Raw genomic sequence first — 22,125 nt, forward strand, 5'->3', positions numbered from 1 at the left:
GGGCCGGAGGGCGTCCGAGCGGGCAGATCGGATGCGGCGCCGAGCGGGCGGGCGGGAAGCGCCGCCGAGCGGAACGTGTGCTTCACGCCGTGGGTTTTCGGCCAACGGGTAGGTAAAGGCGGCTGGTGTCCGAGGGGCGGGACGGGCGGCGGAGGGCCGGCGTCCGGATCTCCGGGCACGGGGGGATTCCCGCACGGAGAACGTGGGACGACCGGCTCCTCATGATCGATGAAACGTCCGGTTAACGAACACGGCCGTACGCGCAGCGGACGACTTCCGGCCAAGTTGTTGACGCGCCCCTGACAGATACCGGCGGTAGCTGCCAGTCTCTCCCCCGGTTCCTCGCAACCGTGTTCGCCGCCTCACCCGATCGTGTGTCACCGCTCTGCTTGCTCCGCCCGGCCCGCCCACCCAGTGGTCCGGTACCCCCCTCGCAAAAGGAGTTCGCGTGAGATCCACGCCCAGCCGCCGTGCCACCGCGACCGGCGCGCTCGTCGCCGCCGCCGCCATGCTCGCCGTCGGCGTCCAGGCCGGCAGCGCCTCCGCCGACATCACCGGGGCGGCCGCCCCCGCGGCCCAGGCCACCGGGAAGGTCAACCCCGGCAAGCTCCCCGCCGACCTCTCCCCCGCCGAGCGCACCGCGCTGATCAAGGCCGCCGACGCCGACAAGGCCGACACGGCCAAGGCGCTGGGACTCGGCGCCCAGGAGAAGCTGGTCGTCCGCGACGTGGTCCAGGACCGCGACGGCACCACCCACACGCGCTACGAGCGCACCTACGCCGGACTCCCCGTCCTCGGCGGCGACCTGATCGTCGCCGCGACCGGCACCGGGGCCACCACCGGGGTCAGCAAGTCCTCCCGGTCGGAGCTGAAGAACGTCGACCTCTCGGCCACCGTCGCCCCCGCCGCCGCGGAGAAGCAGGCCGTCGGCCTCGCCGCCGCCGAGGGCTCCAAGGCCACCAAGAGCGAGCGCGCCCCGCGCAAGGTCGTCTGGATGGGCCAGAGCGGCGCCCCCGTCCTCGCGTACGAGACCGTCGTCGGCGGCCTCCAGCACGACGGCACCCCGAACGAGCTGCACGTCGTCACCAACGCCAAGACCGGCGCGAAGCTGTACGAGTGGCAGGCCGTGCACACCGGCACGGGCAACACGCAGTACAGCGGCCAGGTCACGCTCGGCACCGCGCCCTCGTACACGCTGACCGACACGGGCCGCGGCAACCACAAGACGTACAACCTCAACCGGGGCACCTCCGGCACCGGCACCCTCTTCTCCGGCGCGGACGACGTCTGGGGCGACGGCACCCCGCAGAACCTGGAGACGGCCGGCGCCGACGCCCACTACGGCGCCGCGCTCACCTGGGACTACTACAAGAACGTGCACGGCCGCAGCGGCATCCGCGGCGACGGCGTCGGCGCGTACTCCCGCGTCCACTACGGCAACGCCTACGTCAACGCCTTCTGGCAGGACTCCTGCTTCTGCATGACGTACGGCGACGGCGCGGGCAACACCAAGCCGCTGACCTCCATCGACGTGGCCGCGCACGAGATGACCCACGGCCTGACCTCGGTCACCGCCAAGCTGGTCTACAGCGGCGAGTCCGGCGGCCTCAACGAGGCCACCTCGGACATCTTCGCGGCGGCCGTCGAATTCTACGGCAACAACGCCCAGGACCAGGGCGACTACCTCGTCGGCGAGAAGATCGACATCCGCGGCAACGGCACCCCGCTGCGGTACATGGACAAGCCGAGCAAGGACGGCTCCTCCAAGGACTACTGGTACTCCGGCATCGGCAACGTCGACGTCCACTACTCCTCGGGCCCGGCCAACCACTTCTACTACCTGCTCTCCGAGGGCAGCGGCGTCAAGACGATCAACGGCGTCACCTACGACTCGCCGACCTCCGACGGCCTGCCCGTCACCGGCATCGGCCGTGACAAGGCGTCGCTGATCTGGTTCAAGGCGCTCACCACCAAGTGGACCGCGTCCACCAACTACGCGGGCGCCCGCACCGGCACGGTCGCCGTCGCCACCGAGCTCTACGGCGCGAACAGCCCCGAGGTCGCGGCCGTCGAGCACGCCTGGGCCGCCGTCGCCGTCGGCTCCCGCCCCGGTGGCGGCAACCCCGGCGGCAAGGTCTTCGAGAACACCGCCGACGTCTCCATCCCGGACTCCCCCGGCGCCGCGGTCACCTCGACCGTGAACGTCACCGGCGTCACCGGCAACGCGCCGAGCAACCTCTCCGTCGGCGTGGACATCGTCCACACCTACAAGGGCGACCTCGTCGTCGACCTGGTCGCTCCCGACGGCTCGGTCTACAACCTCCACAACCGCACCGGCGGCGGCACCGACAACATCGTCCAGACCTACACCGTGAACGCCTCCTCCGAGGTCGCCAACGGCGCCTGGAAGCTCCGTGTCCAGGACAAGGCCGGCGCCGACACCGGCTACATCAACGGCTTCAAGCTGACCTTCCCGTAACCCGGGAGGCGAGAGCCCGAAGCACCCACGACGGACGCCCGGAGGGACCCATCCCTCCGGGCATCCGCCCGTTCACCGCAGCTCGTCCTTCGCGGTCAGCCGGCCCGCCGTGAAGCACAGCCGGTAGACCGGGAGTTCCGCGAACACCGTCGCCCGGTAGTACCGGCACTCGTCCACCCCGCCCGGCTCCGCCGGCAGCCCCGCCGGCCTGGTCTCCAGGGCGTGGTCGGGCAGGTCCTCCACGATCTCCGCGTACGCCTGGCCGACCAGCAGCCGCGCGTAGTTGTCGGGCTCCAGGTACGAGCGGGACTGCGACCACACCGCGACGCCCGCCGTCAGCACCGCGAGCGCGGCCAGCAGCGCCAGCGGGATCCAGATCGCCCGCACCAGGTCCTTGCGGACCCTGCGGCGGGCCCGGTCCAGCTCGCGGGCCGAGGTCGGCGCGGCCGGCACCGCCGCCGGAGCCCGCCGGGGCAGCACCGCCGTCAGCGCGAAACCGCCGCCGCGCACCGGGCCGTGCGCCAGGGTGCCGCCGGCCAGCCGGACCCGCTCGTCCAGGCCGACCAGGCCGGAGCCCCCGGAGGCGGGCGGCCCCGACCCGGCGCCCGGCCCGCTCTCCACCCGTACCGTCACGCGCGGCCCGGACTCCCGGACGTCGACCGTGACGGCGGCGCTAGGGGCGTGCTTCGCCGCGTTCGTCAGCCCCTCCTGCACCACCCGGTGCAGCGCCCGGTCCGCCATCCCCGGCAGCGCGGGCGGGGCGCCGGACAGCGTCACGTCCAGGCCCGAGGCCCGCGCCCGGTCCACCAGGTCGCCGACCGTCTCGCCCGGCGGGGCGGTCGGGGCGCCGTCGCCCTCCTCCCGCAGCACCCCGATGACGTCCCGCAGCCGCTCGGTCGCCTCCGCCGCCGCCCTGCGCAGCTCGCCCGCCGCCCGCTGCTGCGCGGCGCCGAGGCCCGGATCGACCTCCAGGGCGCCCGCCCGCACCGCGATCAGCGCCAGGTCGTGGCCGAGGGAGTCGTGCATGTCACCGGCGATCCGCGACCGCTCCCGCAGCCGCTCCCGGTCGGCGACGGCCGCGTGCTCCCGCTCCATCCGGTCGGCCAGCTCCCAGCCGCTGCGCACCAGCCGGTCGTACTGGCGGACGTACCGGCCGACCAGCCAGGGCGCCACGATCGCCAGCGCGAGCGCGAGGAGGAGGGTGAACCAAGGACCGAGGGAGGTCCCGGTCAGCCGGGTGAGCAGCAGCCCCACCGCGGCCACCGCCCCGAACAGCCAGAGCGACCCGCGCGTGTGGTCCTGCCGCCGCCCGGCGAGATAGCCGAACGCGACGAGCGCGAGGCTGTACGAGGGCGTGAACAGCTCCAGGGAGGCGGGCAGGCTCGCGGCGACGGTCACGGCCAGCGGCAGCAGCGGCCACCGCCGGCTGACGGCGACGCACCCCCCGAGCACGGTCACCCCGGCGGCGACCTGGAACCAGGAGCCCCCGTCGTTCGGATCCGACCGCAACAGCACCGGCACCGAGAGCAGCGCCCACAGCGCCAGATCGAACACCCGCCGCCGCACCACCGACGTCTCAGGCACCGGGCCCGCCGTCCTGCCCCGTCTCCGGCCCGTGCGCGTCGCCCGCGAGGCCCGCCTCGTGGGCGAGGACGGCGAGTTGGACCCGGTTGCGCAGGCCCAGGCGGGAGAGGACCGCGCTGACGTGGGCTTTGACGGTGCCCTCCACCACGTACATGCGGGCGGCGATCTCCTGGTTGGAGCAGCCGGCGGCGAGCAGGGAGACGACCTCGCGTTCGCGGCCGGTGAGGGGGGCCAGGCGGGCGCGGGCGGCGGCGGCGCGGGTGAGCCGTTCGCCGCCGAGGGTGTCGATGACGCGGCGGGCGACGGTGGGCGAGAGGGCGGCGCCGCCCGCGGCGACCGCGCGGACCCCGGCGATCAGTTCGCGCGGGTCGCCGGACTTGAGGAGGAAGCCGCCGACGCCGCCGCCGAGGGCGCGGGCGATGTAGTCGTCCTCGGAGAAGGTGGTGAGCATGACGACGGCCGTGTCCGGGAGGATCCGGCGGAGCGCGTCGGCGGCGGCGAGCCCGTCGAGGCGGGGCATCCGGATGTCGAGGAGGGCGACGTCGGGCCGGTGGAGCCGGGCCAGCTCCACCGCCTCCTGCCCGTCGCCCGCCTCGGCGACCACCTCGATCCCCGGGTCGGTGGTGAGGATGGCCCGCACCCCGGCACGGATCATCGCCTCGTCGTCGGCCAGCAGCACCCTGATCATGCGCTCCAGCCTAGGCCGACGACACGGTCCTGCCGGGAGCGGCCGCTACCGCAGGAGCACGCCCGCGCCCTCGCCGCCCGGGTCCTCCGGGAGGGCGACGAGGCCCGGCTCGGCGGGGTGGGCGAGGAGGGGGTGGGCGGGGAGGACGCGGACGGTGCAGCCGAAGGGGCCGGTGCGGTCGAGCTCCAGGGTGCCCGCGTACGGCTGGCGGCCCTCCAGGTCCGGTCCGCCGGCCGGCTTGAGCGTCACGGTGCGGGTGCCGGTGAGGGTGTCGTCGGCGCCGACCCGGCCGGTGACCGCCTGCACCTCGACGTCGTCCGGGGCGAGACCGCCGAGCGCGACCCGGACCCGGACGACCGGGGTCGCGCCCAGCTCGGCGCCCGCCTCGGCGAGGTCGTCGCCGATCTCCACGTGGTCCACCGAGACCCCCGGCCAGGCCGCCCGGACCCGCGCCTTCCAGGCGGCGAGCTCCCGGGCCCGGTCCGGGGTCAGCGCCCGGCGGGCCCCGGCGGCGGGGACGTACAGCCGCTCGACGTACTCCCTGACCATCCGGTCGGCGAGCACCCGGGGGCCGAGGTCGGAGAGGGTGCGGCGGACCATGGCGGTCCAGGCGGCGGGGACACCGTCGGCGCCGCGGTCGTAGAAACGGGGCGCGACCCGGCGCTCGATCAGCTCGTAGAGCGCGGCCGCCTCCAGGTCGTCGCGGCGCTCCTCGTCGGCCGCGGCGGCGCCGTCGGCCGTCGGGATGGCCCAGCCGAACTCGGGCTCGTACCACTCGTCCCACCAGCCGTCGAGGACGGAGAGGTTGAGACAGCCGTTGAGCGCCGCCTTCATGCCGCTGGTGCCGCACGCCTCCAGCGGGCGCAGCGGGTTGTTGAGCCAGACGTCGCAGCCGGGGTAGAGGCCGCGGGCCATCTCCATGCCGTAGTCGGGCAGGAAGACGATCCGGTGCCGGACCCGGGGGTCGTCGGCGAAGCGGACCAGCTCCTGGACGAGCTTCTTGCCGCCGTCGTCGGCCGGGTGGGCCTTGCCGGCGACGACCAGCTGCACCGGCCGCTCGGGGTGGAGCAGCAGGGCGCGCAGCCGGTCCTTGTCGCGGAGCATCAGCGTGAGCCGCTTGTACGAGGGGACCCGGCGGGCGAAGCCGATGGTGAGGACCTCGGGGTCGAGGACGGTGTCGGTCCAGCCGAGTTCGGCGGCGCCGGCGCCGCGCTGCCGCCAGGAGGCGCGCAGCCGGTCGCGGACGTCGGCGACGAGCCGGGTGCGCAGGGTGCGGCGCAGCTCCCACAGCTCGCGGTCGCTCGGGTCGGGGCCGAGGCGGCCGACCTCGGGCGCGGTCCAGGTGGGGGCGTGGACGCCGTTGGTGATGGAGGTGATGGGCACCTCCTCGGCGTCGAAGCCGGGCCAGAGTCCGGCGAACATGGCGCGGCTGACGGCGCCGTGGAGGGTGGAGACGCCGTTGGCCCGCTGGGCGAGCCGCAGGCCCATGGCGGCCATGTTGAAGAGGCGGGCCTCGCCGCCGAGCGGGGTCTCGTCGCCGAGGGCGAGGATCCGGCCGGTGTCGAGTCCGGGCAGGGCGCCGTCGTCGCCGAGGTGGCGGGCGACCAGCTCGCGGTCGAAGCGGTCGATGCCGGCGGGGACGGGGGTGTGGGTGGTGAAGACGGTGCCGGCCCGGACGGTCTCCAGGGCGGCCTCGAAGTCCAGCCCCTCGCCCTGGAGTTCACGGATCCGTTCGAGGCCGAGGAAGCCGGCGTGGCCCTCGTTGGTGTGGAAGACCTCGGGTGCGGGGTGGCCGGTGAGCCGGGTGTACGTCCGGACCGCGCGGACGCCGCCGATGCCGAGCAGCATCTCCTGGAGGAGCCGGTGCTCGCTGCCGCCGCCGTACAGCCGGTCGGTGACGGACCGCTCGCCGGGGTCGTTCTCCTCGACGTCCGAGTCGAGCATGAGCAGCGGTACGCGCCCGACCTGGGCGATCCACAGCTGCGCGTGGAGGCTGCGCCCGCCGGGGAGGGCGAGGGTGATCCGGGCGGGGGCGCCGTCGGGCTCGCGGAGGAGGGTGACGGGCAGCTCGCCGGGGTCGAGGACGGGGTACTGCTCCTGCTGCCAGCCGTCGCGGCCGAGGGACTGCCGGAAGTAGCCGTGGCGGTAGAGGAGTCCGACGCCGATCAGGGGGACGCCGAGGTCGCTGGCGGACTTGAGGTGGTCGCCGGCGAGGATGCCGAGCCCTCCGGAGTACTGGGGCAGGGCGGCGGCGACGCCGAACTCGGGCGAGAAGTAGGCGAGGGCGGCGGGGCCGTCGCCGGAACCGCGCTCCTGGTACCAGCGGGGCCCGCGCAGATAGGCGTCGAGGTCCTCGGCGGCGGCCCCGAGCCGGGCGAGGAAGTCGCGGTCGGCGGCGAGCGCGGCGAGCCGCGGGGCCTCCAGGGCGCCGAGGACGCGGACGGGATCGGCGCCCGCGAGCCCCTCGGGGGCGAGGGAGTCGAAGAGGGCGCGGGTCGGTTCGTGCCAGGACCAGCGCAGGTTGCTCGCCAGGCCGGCGAGGGGTCGGAGGGTGTCGGGGAGGACAGGACGCACGGTGAATCGACGGATTGCCTTCACGTGTCCCACCTTCGCAGGCCGGTGACGGTACGGAGCGGACGCACCACGCTGTGCGTCCGGCGTGCCGCACCGAGCGTAGGGCCTGGATCCGGGTGCGGGCGGGGCGCCCGGGGGCACGGACGGGGCGTCAGGGGGCGCGTCCGGGGCGGACCCGGGCCCGTCAGGGCGCTTCGCCGACCCCCAGGGCCTGCACGTCGACCAGGTTGAACGCCTCGTGGACGTAGACGTTGGTCAGCCTCGGGTTGCGGTGGTTGACGACCTTCTCGGCGCTGAACGGCAGGTAGTAGGCCCCGTCGGTGACCCGGTGGTTGATCTCCTGGTAGATGCGGGTCGCCTCGGCGTCGTCGGTCTCGGCCGACGCCTGGTCGAACAGTTCGTCGATCCGGGGGTCGTTCACCCGGGCGTAGTTGCTGTTGCCCTCGGTCCTGCTCAGGGCGCTGTCGGCGAGGGGCTGGAGGAAGCCCGCGCCGGTGGGGAAGTCGGCCCCCCACCCCAGCATCAGCATGCCGATCCCCTTCTCCTTCAGGATCCCGGGAGAAGCCAGGGCGGAGAAGTAGGCCGTGACGTTGTCGAACCGCTCCATGTCCAGGGTGATGCCGACGGCCTTCAGGTCGTTCTGGAGGACGGTGACCGCGTCGACGTCCTTGGGGTTCGCGCTGTTCACGGCGATCTTCGTCGTGAAGCCGCCGGGCTTGCCGCACGCCCGCAGCGCCTCCCGGGCCTCCTCCCGCCGGGGCTCGCCCCCGGTCAGGCCGAAGGGGTCGTAGGAGTCGGCGCCCCGGACCGTCGGGGGCAGCATGCTGCCCTGCGGCGAGGAGAACGGATCCCCGCCGCGCGCGAGACGCAGGGCCTTGGTGCCGGCCGCGTACACCACCGCCTTGCGGCAGTTCACGTTGTTCAGCGGGGCGGTGTCGGAGATCATCGCGGCCATCCGGAGGTACCCGCTGTACGGGTTGTCCACGTCGGCCTTGAGCTTCGGGTCCGCCAGCACCCGGGCGGCGGTCGCCTGATCCAGGCCGACCTGGGAGGCGTCCAGGTCGGCGGTGCCCGCGAGGAGCTGCTCGTCCACCTGGGACTTGTCGGACAGGATGCTCAGCTCGACGCGGTCCGGCAGGGCCTTGCGGAGCGGGTCGGTGGCGGGGTCCCACTTCTCGTTGCGGACGAGGACCAGCGACCGGTCCGGCTGGTACGAGGAGAACTTGTACGGGCCCGAGGAGAGGGGCCTGTTCTCGTAACGGGCCGCGGAGTCGAACTGCCGCGGCACGGGGGCCGTGGCGCCCATGGTGAGCAGGTACGGGAACCGGGAGTCGGCCTCGGCCAGCCGGAAGATCAGCGTGAGGTCGTCCGGGGCCTCGACGGACCGCAGGCCCGACGACCCCGTGTCCTTGTACGGGCCCGGGTAGTTCTGCTTCTGGTCGAGGGCGTCGACGAGGTACGTGGGTCCGCCGACGATCTCCGGGGCGAAGATCCGCTCGATGCCGTACTTGACGTTCGCGGCGGTGATCGGCGAGCCGTCCTCGAACGTGAGGCCGGGCCTCAGGCGGAACGTGTAGGTCCGGCCGTCCGCGGACACCTCGGGCTGCGCCGCGGCCAGGTCCGGGACCACCGAGAGGCCGTTCTGGCCCGGTTCGGCGGAGTAGGTCATCAGCGTGCGGGTGTAGAGCCGCTGGATGTTCCAGACCCACCCCGAGTAGGAGCGGGCCGGATCCCAGGAATCGGCGTCCACCGCGCTCGCCAGGCGGAGGGTGCCGCCCTTCTTGTCGGAGGGGTTGACCACCTTGCCGACGGCGGCGTTGAAGCCCCGGCCGGTCTGCGGGGAGCCCTGGCCCTTCCCCTGGCCCTGGCCCTGCTGCCCTTGACCCTGCTGCCCCTTCCCCTGCTTCCCGGACGGGTCGTCCTTCTGGGAGAGGATCACGGCGGTGACGCCGCCTCCCGCCACCAGGGCGACGCCGAGGGCGATCGCCACGAGCTTGCGGCCCCGGGGGCGGCGGGGCGCGCGGGCCGGACCGCCGGCGCCGGGACCGGCGGGGTACGGGGCGGGGGGCGTGGTCGCGTACGGGTTGACGGCGTACGGGTTGCCGGCGGGGGGCGTCGACGGCATCGCGGGCGGCGGCGTGGCCGGCATCGCGGGCGGTACGGCGGGGCCCTTCGCGAGGGGGACGCGGGGGTCGGGCGCGGAGGCGGGGGTGGTGGGGGTGGCGGGGGTGGTGGGGGTCGGGGTGGGGGTGGGTATCGGCGCGGGACCGGCACCGGCCTGCGGACCGACGGCTCCCACCGCGTCGCCGAGGGCCGTCGCCACCGCCTCCGGCAGCCAGTGGGTCTCGTTCGCCGGCCCTCCCCCGTAGGTGTGGCCGCTCCCCTCGCCGAGCGGTCCCGCGAACTCCGCCAGCAGCTGCGGCACGGTGGGCCGCCGGGCGGGGTCCTTCTCCAGGCAGCGGGCGATGAACTCCACCCCGGGCGGCAGCAGGCGCAGGTCGGGTTCCCCGTACACGGCGCGGAAGTTCACCGAGTGCGCGGAGCCGGTCCCGAACGGTCCGACCCCGGTGGCCGTGAAGGCCAGCACCGCGCCCAGCGAGAACACGTCGCTCGCCGGGCCGACGGCGCTTCCCGCCACCTGCTCGGGCGACATGAAGCCGGGGGTGCCGATCACCATCCCCGCCTGCGTCAGGACGTGCGACTCGGCGATCAGCGAGATGCCGAAGTCGATCACCCGGGGCCCGTCGGCGGCGATCAGCACGTTCGACGGCTTCAGGTCACGATGGATCAGCCCCGTGCCGTGGATGGCCTCCAGGGCCTCGACCAGGCCCGCGCCCAGGTAGAGCAGCGAGCGCCGGGGCCACGCCCCGTGGGTGCGCACCGCCGTCTCCAGGGGCAGCCCGGGGACGTAGGCGGTGGCGAGCCAGGGAGGCGAGCCGAGGGGGTCGGCGTCGACCACGGCGGCGGTGAAGAAGCCGGTGACCCTCCGGGCGGCGTCCACCTCGCGGACGAACCGCCGCTGGAACTCGGGGTCTTCCGCGAGTTCGGCGCGCACCACCTTGACGGCGACCATCCGGCCGCTGGTGGACCGCCCCAGATAGACCCGGCCCATCCCGCCCGCGCCCAGGCGCGCGAGAATCCGGTACCGCCCCACCTGTCGCGGATCCGACCCGTCCAGCGCTTGCAAGACCGCCCCCGTCCCCGGCGCCGCATCCCCTGGACGCCGGGACGATTACATCAGATCGGCCGCCCGGACCGGCGCTGGGACCGGCGCCCGGTTCACGCCCTGCGGGGCGCGGCGGCCCGGTACTCCCCCGGGGTCGTCCCGTAGGTGGTGCGGAAGGCGAGGTGGAAGCCGACCCGGCTGCGGTAGCCGACGCGGGCGGGTACGGCCGACTGGGGGAGCCCGGTCCCGGCGAGCAGCCGGGCCGCCTCCCGTATCCGCCGGGCCGTCAGATGGCGGGCCGGGGGCGTGCCGACGGCCTCGCGGAAGGCGGCGGTGAAGGCGGAGCGGGACATCCCGGCCTCGCGGGCCAGGGTCACCACGGTCCACGGCTCGGCGTAGCGGGTCTCGATGGCGGCGAGGGCGCGGCCGATGCCGGGGTCGGGGTACGGGCCGTCCGGCGGCCGGGGCGGTACGGCGAGGGCGAGGGCGGTCTCCAGGACGCGGAGCGCGAGCAGCCCGTCGCCGGGCCCGGTCCGCCGTCCGGGCGCGGCGAGCAGCGCGAGGGTGTCGTGGAGCAGGGGCGCCGCCTCGACCCGTTCCCGTTCGAGGCGGAGGGCGCGCGGCAGCGCGGCGACGAGCGGGACGACGCCCCGCTGCCCGTACCCGCTCCGGACGGTCAGCACCCGGACCCCGGCCCCGGACCCGGCCCCAGCCCCGCCGAGCTCGACCACGACGGCGGGAGGTCCGGACGGGGGCGGGGACCCGGCGGGAGGCGGGGTGCCCGAGGCGTCGGGTCCCGCGGCGAGCCGGTGCCGTCCGCCGGCCGGCAGCAGCGCGAGGTCCCCGGCGGCGAGTTCGAGGACCCGGACCCCCGGCACGGCGAGCCGGCACCGCCCGGCCAGCACGTGGTGAAGCACGGCCCGAGCGCCGCGGCCTCCGGCGCCCGCACCCGCGTCCCAACCCATCAGCGTCTCCCGTCTTCCGCACCCGGTGACGACGGAGCGTCAGCGTAGCGAGGAAGGGCGGGGTATCCGGTTCGCCCCACTACGGGCGGCGGGTTTCTTGTCCTGCGCGCGACCTTGCCCGACCCCCTACGCCCTAGTAGTTAACAAAGGGCCGGATTGCCCACCCGAGAACCTGGGGAAGGCTCCCCGGGTACCCCCCCGAATCCGTCCTCCCCGTACCCGTCTTCATCCCTGTGGGCCCGCCATCCGAGTGAACGCGGAGGGGCGCGGCGATGCCGTCCTCCCCCCGGCCTCCGGCGCGGCTAGAAAGAGCGCACCACCACCCGCACCCCCGCAAACCATCAGGTGATGCTGTGAATCCGCTCATGGGACGCATTCCCGTACTGGACGTCCGCCCGCTGGTCGACTGCGGCCGGCGCCCCGCGAAGGCGGTGGCCGGCGAGACCTTCGAGATCTCGGCGACCGTCTTCCGCGAGGGCCACGACGCGGTCGCCGCCAATGTCGTGCTCACCGGCCCCACCGGCCGGACCGGTCCGTGGACCCCGATGCGCGAGCTGGCCGAGGGCTCCGACCGCTGGGGCGCCGAGGTCACCCCGGACGCCGAGGGCCTCTGGACGTACACCGTCGAGGCGTGGAGCGACCCGCTGGCGACCTGGCGCCACGCGGCGAAGATCAAGATCCCGGCCGGGATCGACTCCGAACTCGTCCTGGCCGAGGGCGCGGAGCTGCACGAGCGGGCCGCCAAGGGCGTCCCGAAGAAGGGCGGCGGGCGCGAGGCGGTGCTCGCGGCGGCCGACGCGCTGCGCGACGAGTCCCGGCCCGCCGCCGCGCGGCTGGCCGCCGCGCTCGCCCCGCAGGTGACCGGGGCCCTGGACCGGCATCCGCTGCGCGAACTGGTCTCCGCCTCCCCGGTGTTCCCGCTCCGGGTGGAGCGGGAGCGCGCCCTGTACGGCTCCTGGTACGAGTTCTTCCCGCGTTCGGAGGGCGTGCGGAAGGTCAAGGGCCGTACGGTGCCCGGGAACTTCCGCACCGCGGCCGAACGGCTTCCGGCCATCGCGGCGATGGGCTTCGACGTGGTCTACCTGCCGCCGATCCACCCGATCGGCGAGACCCACCGCAAGGGCCCCAACAACGCGCTGTCGGCGGCTCCGGGCGATGTCGGCGTGCCGTGGGCGATCGGCTCGCCGGAGGGCGGGCACGACGCGATCCACCCGGACCTGGGCACCATCGAGGACTTCGACGCCTTCGTGGCCCGCGCCCGTGAACTGCGCCTGGAGATCGCGCTGGACTTCGCGCTCCAGTGCTCGCCCGACCACCCGTGGGTGGAGAAGCACCCGGAGTGGTTCCACCACCGCCCGGACGGCTCGATCGCCTACGCGGAGAACCCGCCGAAGAAGTACCAGGACATCTTCCCCATCGCGTTCGACGTCGACATGGACGGCATCGTGGCGGAGACCGTGCGGGTCATGCGCCACTGGATGGACCACGGGGTGCGGATCTTCCGGGTGGACAACCCGCACACCAAGCCGGTGGTGTTCTGGGAGCGGGTCATCGGGGAGGTCAACGGCCGGGACCCGGACGTGATCTTCCTGGCGGAGGCGTTCACCCGGCCCGCGATGATGCGGACGCTCGGCGCGATCGGCTTCCAGCAGTCGTACACGTACTTCACCTGGCGGAACACGAAGGACGAGCTGACCGAGTACCTGACCGAGCTGTCCGGGGACGTGGCGGCGCAGATGCGGCCCAACCTCTTCGTGAACACCCCGGACATCCTGCACGCCTACCTCCAGGAGGGCGGCCGGCCGGCCTTCGAGGCGCGGGCGGTGCTCGCGGCGACGCTCTCCCCGACCTGGGGGATCTACGCCGGGTACGAGCTGTGCGAGAACACCCCGCTGCGCGAGGGCAGCGAGGAGTACCTGGACTCGGAGAAGTACCAACTCCGGCCGCGCGACTGGGAGTCGCTGGAGCGGTCGGGCGCGACGATCACTCCGCTGATCACCTCCCTGAACCGGATCCGGCGCCGTCACCCGGCGCTCCGGCGGCTGCGGAACCTGTCCTTCCACGAGACGGACAACCCGCGGGTGATCGCCTACTCGAAGAGGTCGGGTTCGAACACCGTTCTGGTGGTCGTCAACCTCGACCCGCACCACACCCAGGAGGCGACGGTCTCGTTGAACATGCCGGTACTCGGCCTCGGCTGGCACGAGACCGTGCCGGTGCGCGACGAGCTCACCGGCGACACCTATCACTGGGGCAGGAACGCCTACGTGCGCCTGGAACCGGGCGTCACGCCCGCGCACGTGCTCGTCCTGCGACCGTCCCCGCAGACCGGAGGGTCACCCACCTCATGACTGTCAACGATCCCGTCCCCGACACCTTCGAGGACACCCCCGCCAAGGACCGCGATCCCGACTGGTTCAAGCGGGCGGTCTTCTACGAGGTCCTCGTCCGGTCCTTCCAGGACAGCAACGGCGACGGCGTCGGCGACCTGAAGGGCATCACGTCCCGGCTGGACTACCTCCAGTGGCTCGGCGTGGACTGCCTGTGGCTGCCGCCGTTCTTCAAGTCCCCGCTGCGCGACGGCGGCTACGACGTCGCCGACTACACCTCGGTCCTCCCCGAGTTCGGCGACCTCGCCGACTTCGTCGAGTTCGTGGACGCGGCGCACCAGCGCGGGATGCGCGTGATCATCGACTTCGTCATGAACCACACCAGCGACCAGCACCCGTGGTTCCAGGAGTCGCGGCGCGACCCGGAAGGACCGTACGGCGACTACTACGTCTGGGCCGACGACGACAAGCAGTACGCCGACGCCCGGATCATCTTCGTCGACACCGAGACCTCCAACTGGACCTTCGACCCGGTCCGCAAGCAGTACTACTGGCACCGCTTCTTCTCGCACCAGCCGGACCTCAACTACGAGAACCCGGCGGTCCAGGAGGAGATCCTGTCGGCGCTGAAGTTCTGGCTGGACCTGGGCATCGACGGCTTCCGGCTCGACGCGGTGCCGTACCTGTACCAGCAGGAGGGCACCAACTGCGAGAACCTGCCGGCCACCCACACCTTCCTCAAGCAGGTCCGCAAGGAGATCGACGCCCACTACCCGGACACGGTGCTGCTGGCCGAGGCCAACCAGTGGCCCGAGGACGTCGTCGACTACTTCGGCGACTTCCGCTCCGGCGGCGACGAGTGCCACATGGCCTTCCACTTCCCGGTCATGCCGCGGATCTTCATGGCCGTGCGCCGCGAGTCCCGGTACCCGGTCTCGGAGATCCTGGCGAAGACCCCGCAGATCCCCTCCGGCTGCCAGTGGGGCATCTTCCTCCGCAACCACGACGAGCTCACGCTCGAGATGGTCACGGACGAGGAGCGCGACTACATGTACGCCGAGTACGCCAAGGACCCGCGCATGCGGGCCAACATCGGCATCCGGCGCCGGCTCGCCCCGCTCCTCGACAACGACCGCAACCAGATGGAGCTGTTCACCGCCCTGCTCTTCTCGCTGCCGGGCTCCCCGGTGCTGTACTACGGCGACGAGATCGGCATGGGCGACAACATCTGGCTCGGCGACCGGGACGGGGTGCGGACCCCGATGCAGTGGACCCCGGACCGGAACGCGGGCTTCTCCTCCTGCGACCCGGGGCGGCTCTACCTGCCGACCATCATGGACCCGGTCCACGGCTACCAGGTGACCAACGTGGAGGCGGGGATGGCCTCGCCGTCCTCGCTGCTGCACTGGACGAAGCGGATGATCGAGATCCGCAAGCAGAACCGTGCCTTCGGGACGGGGACGTACACCGAACTCCCGTCCTCCAACGCGGCGGTGCTCGCCTTCCTGAGGGAGGACGGTGACGATCTCGTCCTCTGCGTGAACAACTTCTCGCGGCACGCCCAGCCGACCGAGCTGGACCTGCGGCGTTTCGCCGGGATGCGGCCGGTCGAGCTGATCGGCGGGGTGGAGTTCCCGGCGGTCGGCGAGCTGCCGTACCTGCTGACGCTGGCGGGCCACGGCTTCTACTGGTTCCGCATGAAGCGGAGTTGACGGGCGGCCGTTTCGGCCTCCGCCGGGGTGGGGCGGTTTCCGCCGCCCCACTCTGGGAACTGTGTCCCACACACGATTCAGCCCCATCCGGGTCCATCCATACGGATCTTCCCTTTCCGACACGTCCCGCACATCCGGACAGCCCCAGCCGCCATCCGGGACAATCTGCGCATTTGAATGCCTACGACAGCCAACTGCGCGCCCCGGGGAAAGGACGCGATGCCATGCCGGAGACCGCATCCACCACCCGGGCGCCGGACGCCCTCCTTCCGTGCCTCGCACCCCTGCTCCACGAATGGCTGCCCCGGCAGCGCTGGTTCGCGGGCAAGGGCCGCCGGGTCACCGGATTCACGCTGGACGCGGCCACCGAGCTGCTGCCCCTGGACGGCGCCGGGCCCGGACTCCTCCATCTCCTCCTGCGGGTCGAACAGCCGGGCCGGCCGCCCGGCGAACCCGCCGACTGCTACCAACTCCTGCTCGGCGTACGGTCCCAGCTGCCGCCGCGTCTCGCCCCCGCGCTCATCGGGCGCGTCCGGCAGGGCCCGCTGGCCGGGCGCGCCGTCTACGAGGGACTGCGCGATCCGCGCCTCGCCGGTCTCCTGTACGAGCGGCTGCGCAGCCCCGGCCGCACCGGGCCGCTCCGCTTCCACGCGACCCGGCCGCTGCCGGGGGCGCTCGCGCCGCGGGTCCTGGACGCCGAACAGTCCAACTCCTCGCTGGTGTTCGGCGACTCGTACATCCTGAAGATCTTCCGCCGGGTCAGTCCCGGCGCCAACCCCGACCTCGAACTGCCGCTCGCGCTCGACCGGGCCGGCTGCGCCCGCGTCCCGGCGCCGGTGGCCTGGTTCGAGTCGGGGGCGGCGACGCTGGGCGTCCTCCAGCCGTACCTCCGCGACTCCCGGGACGGCTGGCGGCTCGCGCTCGACGCGCTGGCGGCGGGGCGGGAGTTCGCCGCGGAGGCGCGGGCGCTGGGGCGGGCCACCGCGGAGGTCCACCTGGCGCTCGCCGAGGCCCTGCCCACCCAGCGGCTGGAGCGCGCCGAGACCGAGGGACTGGCGGCCGCGATGGACCGGCGGCTGCACGCCGCCGCGCAGGCGGTCCCCGCGCTGCTGCCGTTCGTCCCCGGGCTCCGGGCCGTCTTCGCGGCGGCCGGCGAAGCGGAGGGGGCGGGCGCGGTGCAGCGCATCCACGGCGACCTGCACCTCGGGCAGACGCTGCGGGGGTCCGACGGGGCGTGGGCCGTCATCGACTTCGAGGGCGAGCCGGCGAAGCCGCTCGACGAGCGGCGGCGCCCGCAGCCGACCGTCCGCGACGTCGCCGGCATGCTGCGCTCCTTCGACTACGCGGCCCGGACGCACCGGCCCTGGAACGCGGAGTGGGCTGCGCGGTGCAGGGCGGCGTACTGCACGGGGTACGCGGAGGTCGCGGGCGCGGATCCGCGGACGGACCCGGCGCTGCTCCGCGCCTACGAGACGGACAAGGCGGTCTACGAGGTCGTGTACGAAGCCCGCCACCGCCCCGACTGGCTCCCCGTCCCCATGTCCGCCATCCACCGCCTATCCACCCCCCATTGACCCCCGCTCCGCCGCCGCCCTGCCCCGGACACCCGTCCCGCTGGGGCGGCGCCCACCCCCCGCTCCCCCGCCGTTCCGTTGCGGGCAACCGTCCCGCTGAGGCGGTGCCCACCCCTCGCTCCGCCGCCGTTTCGTTGTGGGCAATCGTTCCGCTGGGGCGGAACGGGTGGGCACAACGGAACGGCACCCTGCGCGGGTGCCTCCGCTTCCGTGCCTGGACCCGCACCACTTGTGCACCGGCCTTCGGGTGCGGGTTCGGGCGCGGAAAGCCTTGGCCCGGCACGGGGCGCCGTCCCGTGTGCCCACCCGTCCCGCCCTGCGGGACGCCTGCCCACACGGGCGGGGGCGGGGCCCACAGCGCGGGGCCCGCACGGGGCGGGCCCTCAGGGGGGCCCGGGTCCCGCAGGGGGCGCCGTATGGGGGACATGGCCCGTTCGGCGGAGTTTCCTGGTGGGGGGCGGGGGAGTTGCCTTGTTCGTACCCTTTTCTACGTTTCAGGAGGCTTCCGGTGACCGCCAAGACGCCCCGCACGGCGCCCCCCCTCGACCCCGGCGACCGCGCGCGGCTGCTGGCCGGAGAGCATCACGACCCGCACGCCCTCCTCGGCGCCCACCCGGTGAAGGGCGGCCTCGTCATCCGCGCCCTGCGCCCCTGGGCGCAGGGCGTCACGGCCGTCCTGCCGAAGGGCCGCGAGGTCGAGCTGTTCGACGACGGCGACGGACTGTTCTCCGCGCTCGTCCCGCTGCTCCGCAAGGTCCCCGCGTACGAGCTCCGCGTGCGGTACGAGGGCAGCGAGATCTCCGTACAGGACCCGTACCGCCACCTCCCCTCCCTCGGCGAGCTCGACCTGCACCTGATCGGCGAGGGCCGGCACGAGGAGCTGTGGACGGCACTCGGCTCCCGCGCGATGACCCACGGCGGCGTGGCCGGCACCCGCTTCGCCGTCTGGGCGCCGAACGCCCGCGGCGTCCGCGTCACCGGTGACTTCACCCACTGGGACGGCACCGGCCTGCCCATGCGCTCCCTCGGCTCGACCGGCGTGTGGGAGCTGTTCGTCCCCGGCATCGGGGAGGGCGCGGTCTACAAGTACGACATCACCCACCCCGACGGCTCGCACACCGTCCGCGCCGACCCGATGGCCCGCCGCACAGAGTGCCCGCCGGACACCGCCTCCATCGTCACCGAGTCGCACTACGCCTGGAGCGACCAGGAGTGGATGGCCCGGCGCGGCGCCCGCCCGCCGCACGAGGCGCCGATCTCCGTGTACGAGCTCCACCTGCCCTCCTGGCGCCCGGGGCTGACCTACCGCCAACTGGCCGACGAGCTGCCCGAGTACGTGAGCGAACTCGGCTTCACCCACGTGGAGTTCATGCCGGTCACCGAGCACCCCTTCGGCGGCTCCTGGGGCTACCAGGTCACCGGCTTCTACGCGCCGACCGCCCGCCTGGGCACCCCGGACGACTTCAAGTTCCTGGTGGACGCGCTGCACCGGGCCGGGATCGGCGTCCTGATGGACTGGGTGCCGGCGCACTTCCCGAAGGACGACTGGGCGCTGGCCGAGTTCGACGGGCGCCCGCTCTACGAGCACGCGGACCCGCGCCGCTCGCACCACCCGGACTGGGGCACGCTGGAGTTCGACTACGGCCGCACGGAGGTGCGCAACTTCCTCGTCGCCAACGCCGTCTACTGGTGCCAGGAGTTCCACGTCGACGGCCTGCGCGTGGACGCGGTCGCCTCGATGCTCTACCTCGACTACTCACGCGAGTACGGCGAGTGGCTGCCGAACGAGTACGGCGGCCGGGAGAACCTGGACGCGGTCGCCTTCCTCCAGGAGATGAACGCCACCGTCTACCGCCGCTGCCCCGGCATCGTCACCTTCGCCGAGGAGTCGACGGCCTGGGACGGGGTGACGCGGGCGACGGACCTGGTCGGCCCGGGCGGTCACGGCGGGCTCGGCTTCGGCATGAAGTGGAACATGGGCTGGATGCACGACTCGCTCCAGTACATGGAGAAGGAGGCCGTGCACCGCAAGTACCACCACCACGAGATGACCTTCTCGATGGTGTACGCGTACAGCGAGAACTACATCCTGCCGATCTCGCACGACGAGGTCGTGCACGGCAAGCGGGCGCTGGTGTCGAAGATGCCCGGCGACTGGTGGCAGCGGCGCGCCAACCACCGCGCCTACCTCGGCTTCATGTGGGCCCACCCCGGCAAGCAACTCCTGTTCATGGGGCAGGAGTTCGCGCAGGGCGCGGAGTGGTCGGCGGACCACGGCCCGGAGTGGTGGCTGCTCGACCCGGAGTACGGCGCCGAGGCCGACCACCGGGGCGTGAAGGACCTGGTGCGGGACCTGAACCGGGTCTACACGGCGACGCCCTCGCTGTGGGAGCGGGACACCGCGCCGGAGGGCTTCGAGTGGGTGGTGGGGGACGCGGCCGACGACAACGTCCTCGCCTTCCTGCGCTACGACGGCTTCGGCTCGCCGCTCCTCGCCGTCTGCAACTTCTCCCCCGTCGTCCGGCACGACTACCGGCTCGGCGTGCCGGACTCCTTCGCCGCGTGGGGCGAGGTGCTGAACACGGACGCGGCGCGGTACGGCGGCTCGGACCTGACCGGCACCGACCCGGTGAAGACCGAGTCGGTGCCGTGGCACGGCCGGGCGGCGAGCGTCCGGATGACGCTGCCGCCGCTCGCGACGGTCTGGCTCAGGCCCGCGTGAGCGTGTTCAGCGCCGCGTGACCGTGTTCAGGCCCGTCTGACGATTCCGAGCCGCTGGGTGGCCCGGGTCAGCGCCACGTACAGGTCGTTCGTCCCGTGCGTGGCGCCGGCCCGGATGCCGTCCGGGTCGACGACGAGGACGGTGTCGAACTCCAGGCCCTTCGCCTGCCGGGGGTCGAGGAGGACCACCGGGCGCGTCAGGTCGGGCTTCGGGCCGTACGCGGCGTCGGGGAGGGCCTCGACGAGGGCGGGGAGCAGCTCCGCCGGGGCGATCACGGCGAGCCGGCCCTCGGCGCCCCGCTCGGCCGCGACGGCGTCGGCGGTCTCCTTCACCGGGTCCTCGACGGTCCGGTCCCAGGGCTCGACGCCGGTGGAGCGGACGGAGCCGGGCGGCTCGAAGGAGGGGTCGTCCGCGCGGCGCACGGCGGCGGCGACCGCCATGATCTCGGCGGGCGTGCGGTAGTTGACCGCGAGCCTCACGTGCTGCCAGCGGTCCTCCACGTACGGGGTGAGGATCCGCTCCCAGGCGCCGACGCCGGCCGGGTCGCCGGTCTGGGCGGGGTCGCCGACGAGGGTCATGGAGCGGGTGGGGCTGCGGCGCATCAGGAGGCGCCACTGCATCGCGGACAGCTCCTGCGCCTCGTCGACGATGATGTGGCCGAAGGCCCAGGTGCGGTCGGCGGCGGCCCGCTCGGCGGCGGTGCGGTGGTCGGCCTCCTCCTGCCGCTCGGCGAACCGCTCGGCGTCGATGATGTCGTGCGCGGACAGCACCTCGGAGGCGTCCTCGTCGAGCTCCTCCTTGTCCTCGAACTCGTAGGTGCGGGAGGCGAAGGAGACGTCGAGGACGCCCTGCGCGTACTGCACCTGGCGCTGCCGCTCGGCCTCCTGCGCGGCGCGGGCGGCGGAGTCGTCGTGGCCGAGGAGCTCGGCGGCCTCGTCGAGGAGGGGTACGTCGCCCGGGGTCCACGCGCCGCCGTCGCGGCGGATCGCGGCGGCGTCCTCCTCGGGGAGGTGGGTGGGTTCGGCGAGGTAGCCGGTGAGGAACTCCTCGGGGGTGAGCTCGGGCCAGAGGTCGTCGATGGCGGCGTGCACGTCGGGGTTGGCGGCGACGCCCTTGGCGAGCAGGGCGATGTCGTCGGGGCCCAGGAAGTTCGGGCCGCCGTAGGGGTCGGCGCCGATCCGGTCGGCGAGCTGCGCGGCGAGCGCGTCGAGGATCCGGAAGGCGAAGTAGGGGCGGGCGAGGTTGTGCGGGAGGAAGGTCTCGCGGGCCTTGTGGCGGGCCTCCAGGGCCATGTCCCAGTCGAGGACGAGGTCGCCGTCCTCGTGCGGGACGACGAGCGGCGCCCCGCGCTCGGGGACCTGCTGCCGGTCGCGTACGGCCTCCGCGAGAGCGGCGGCCATCCGGACGTCGCCCTTCACGGCGGCGGAGCGCGGGGTGTCCGTACCGCCGGCGCGAACGCCCGGGTACAGCTCGCCGGGGGTGGCGAGGAGGACGCCGGTCTCGCCGAGCGAGGGCAGCACGTTGCCGATGTAGCCGAGGAAGGCCGGGTTGGGGCCGACGATGAGGACGGCCCGCTTGGCGAGCTGCTCGCGGTGGGCGTAGAGCAGGTACGCCGCCCGGTGCAGGGCGACGGCGGTCTTGCCGGTGCCGGGGCCGCCCTCGACGACGAGGACGCCGGCGTGCGGGGAGCGGATGATGGCGTCCTGCTCGGCCTGGATGGTCTGCACGATGTCGTGCATCCGGCCGGTGCGGGCGGCGTCGAGCGCGGCGAGCAGCACCTCGTCGGCGTCGCGGCCCTCGTGCCCGGAGCGGCTGCGGTCGGCGAGGTCCAGGACCTCGTCGTGGAGCGAGACGACCTCGCGTCCCTGGGTGGTGATGTGCCGGCGGCGGGTGAGGCCCATGGGCTCGTGGCCGGTGGCGAGGTAGAAGGGGCGGGCGATCTCGGCGCGCCAGTCGACGACGAGCGGGGTCCGCTTCGGGTCGTCCTCGCGCAGCCCGATGCGCCCGATGTGGTGGTCGCGGCCGTCCTGGAAGACGAGCCGCCCGAAGCAGAGCCCGGTCTCGCCGGCGTTGAACGCGGCGAGCAGCCCCGACTGCTCGGCGACCATGATGTCCCGCTCCAGGCGCGACTGCGCGCTCCCGGTCCCGGGGGCCTTGAGCGCGTCCCCGACGGCGGCCTCGGCCCGGTCCCTCAGGTCGTCGAGCCGCGCGTAGAGCGAGGTGATGAATTTCTGCTCGTCCCGAATTGGCTCGGTTGACAATTCGACTCCCAGCGCGATACAGTGCCTTTAGTGAAATGCTCCGTGAATTCGTCGGACGTAAAGTCCGACT

At 73.6% G+C, this 22,125-nt stretch carries 11 protein-coding genes; 5 read left to right on the forward strand and 6 right to left on the reverse strand.

Annotated features, from left to right (window positions below; translation table 11 throughout):
* Positions 1 to 448: 448 nt before the first annotated feature.
* Positions 449 to 2,479: a M4 family metallopeptidase gene (locus ACFXMG_RS25685; protein ID WP_383826755.1), complete on the forward strand. Its 2,031-nt coding sequence runs from the start codon at positions 449 to 451 to the stop codon at positions 2,477 to 2,479.
* 72 nt (positions 2,480 to 2,551) lie between these two features.
* On the opposite strand, the gene ACFXMG_RS25690 is transcribed toward ACFXMG_RS25685, so the two are convergent.
* From ACFXMG_RS25690 to ACFXMG_RS25710, 5 genes are all read right to left on the reverse strand, one after another.
* Positions 2,552 to 4,063: a sensor histidine kinase gene (locus ACFXMG_RS25690; protein WP_383826751.1), complete on the reverse strand. Its 1,512-nt coding sequence runs from the start codon at positions 4,061 to 4,063 to the stop codon at positions 2,552 to 2,554.
* Positions 4,056 to 4,751 carry a response regulator transcription factor gene (locus ACFXMG_RS25695; RefSeq protein WP_383826748.1) on the reverse strand — a complete coding sequence of 232 codons (696 nt, stop codon included), beginning with the start codon at positions 4,749 to 4,751 and terminating at the stop codon, positions 4,056 to 4,058. The genes ACFXMG_RS25690 and ACFXMG_RS25695 overlap by 8 nt, the downstream gene beginning before the upstream one ends.
* A gap of 45 nt (positions 4,752 to 4,796) precedes the next feature.
* On the reverse strand, positions 4,797 to 7,349 hold the full coding sequence (glgP, locus tag ACFXMG_RS25700) for an alpha-glucan family phosphorylase (RefSeq protein ID WP_383826745.1): 2,553 nt from the start codon (positions 7,347 to 7,349) through the stop codon (positions 4,797 to 4,799).
* 160 nt (positions 7,350 to 7,509) lie between these two features.
* Positions 7,510 to 10,479 (reverse strand): ABC transporter substrate-binding protein, encoded by a 2,970-nt coding sequence (locus ACFXMG_RS25705; RefSeq protein ID WP_383826742.1) that lies wholly within the window; start codon positions 10,477 to 10,479, stop codon positions 7,510 to 7,512.
* A gap of 125 nt (positions 10,480 to 10,604) precedes the next feature.
* Complete coding sequence (locus tag ACFXMG_RS25710; protein ID WP_383826740.1) at positions 10,605 to 11,456, reverse strand: AraC family transcriptional regulator; 852 nt, start codon at positions 11,454 to 11,456, stop codon at positions 10,605 to 10,607.
* Positions 11,457 to 11,821: 365 nt separating this feature from the next.
* Here ACFXMG_RS25710 and ACFXMG_RS25715 point away from each other — a divergent pair, with 365 nt between their 5' ends.
* From ACFXMG_RS25715 to glgB, 4 genes are all read left to right on the forward strand, one after another.
* Entirely contained in the window at positions 11,822 to 13,807 is a 1,986-nt protein-coding gene (locus tag ACFXMG_RS25715; RefSeq protein ID WP_383826737.1) for an alpha-1,4-glucan--maltose-1-phosphate maltosyltransferase, read from the forward strand.
* Positions 13,804 to 15,498 carry a maltose alpha-D-glucosyltransferase gene (treS, locus tag ACFXMG_RS25720; RefSeq protein ID WP_383826734.1) on the forward strand — a complete coding sequence of 565 codons (1,695 nt, stop codon included), beginning with the start codon at positions 13,804 to 13,806 and terminating at the stop codon, positions 15,496 to 15,498. Before ACFXMG_RS25715 ends, treS begins: the two co-directional genes overlap by 4 nt.
* A 224-nt stretch (positions 15,499 to 15,722) precedes the next feature.
* On the forward strand, positions 15,723 to 17,072 hold the full coding sequence (locus ACFXMG_RS25725; protein WP_383826731.1) for a maltokinase: 1,350 nt from the start codon (positions 15,723 to 15,725) through the stop codon (positions 17,070 to 17,072).
* A 508-nt stretch (positions 17,073 to 17,580) separates the two neighbouring features.
* A complete protein-coding gene (gene glgB / locus ACFXMG_RS25730) occupies positions 17,581 to 19,794 on the forward strand; it encodes a 1,4-alpha-glucan branching enzyme (RefSeq protein ID WP_383826728.1) in 2,214 nt (737 codons plus the stop codon).
* 26 nt (positions 19,795 to 19,820) lie between these two features.
* Here glgB and ACFXMG_RS25735 read toward each other — a convergent pair whose 3' ends face one another.
* Positions 19,821 to 22,055, reverse strand: a complete 2,235-nt coding sequence (locus tag ACFXMG_RS25735; RefSeq protein WP_383826725.1) for a HelD family protein — start codon at positions 22,053 to 22,055, stop codon at positions 19,821 to 19,823.
* Between the last annotated feature and the right edge of the window lie 70 nt (positions 22,056 to 22,125).

It is taken from the genome of Streptomyces sp. NPDC059201, assembly GCF_042754585.1.
In the GTDB taxonomy this organism is placed as follows: domain Bacteria; phylum Actinomycetota; class Actinomycetes; order Streptomycetales; family Streptomycetaceae; genus Streptomyces.

What these genes read in the sequence shown, in the direction of transcription:
- ACFXMG_RS25715 (WP_383826737.1), top strand. Translation starts at nt 11,822, where the DNA reads ATGGGACGCATTCCCGTACTGGACGTCCGCCCGCTGGTCGACTGCGGC.
- ACFXMG_RS25725 (WP_383826731.1), top strand. Translation starts at nt 15,723, where the DNA reads ATGCCGGAGACCGCATCCACCACCCGGGCGCCGGACGCCCTCCTTCCG.
- ACFXMG_RS25710 (WP_383826740.1), bottom strand. Translation starts at nt 11,456, where the DNA reads ATGGGTTGGGACGCGGGTGCGGGCGCCGGAGGCCGCGGCGCTCGGGCC.
- treS (WP_383826734.1), top strand. Translation starts at nt 13,804, where the DNA reads ATGACTGTCAACGATCCCGTCCCCGACACCTTCGAGGACACCCCCGCC.
- ACFXMG_RS25695 (WP_383826748.1), bottom strand. Translation starts at nt 4,751, where the DNA reads ATGATCAGGGTGCTGCTGGCCGACGACGAGGCGATGATCCGTGCCGGG.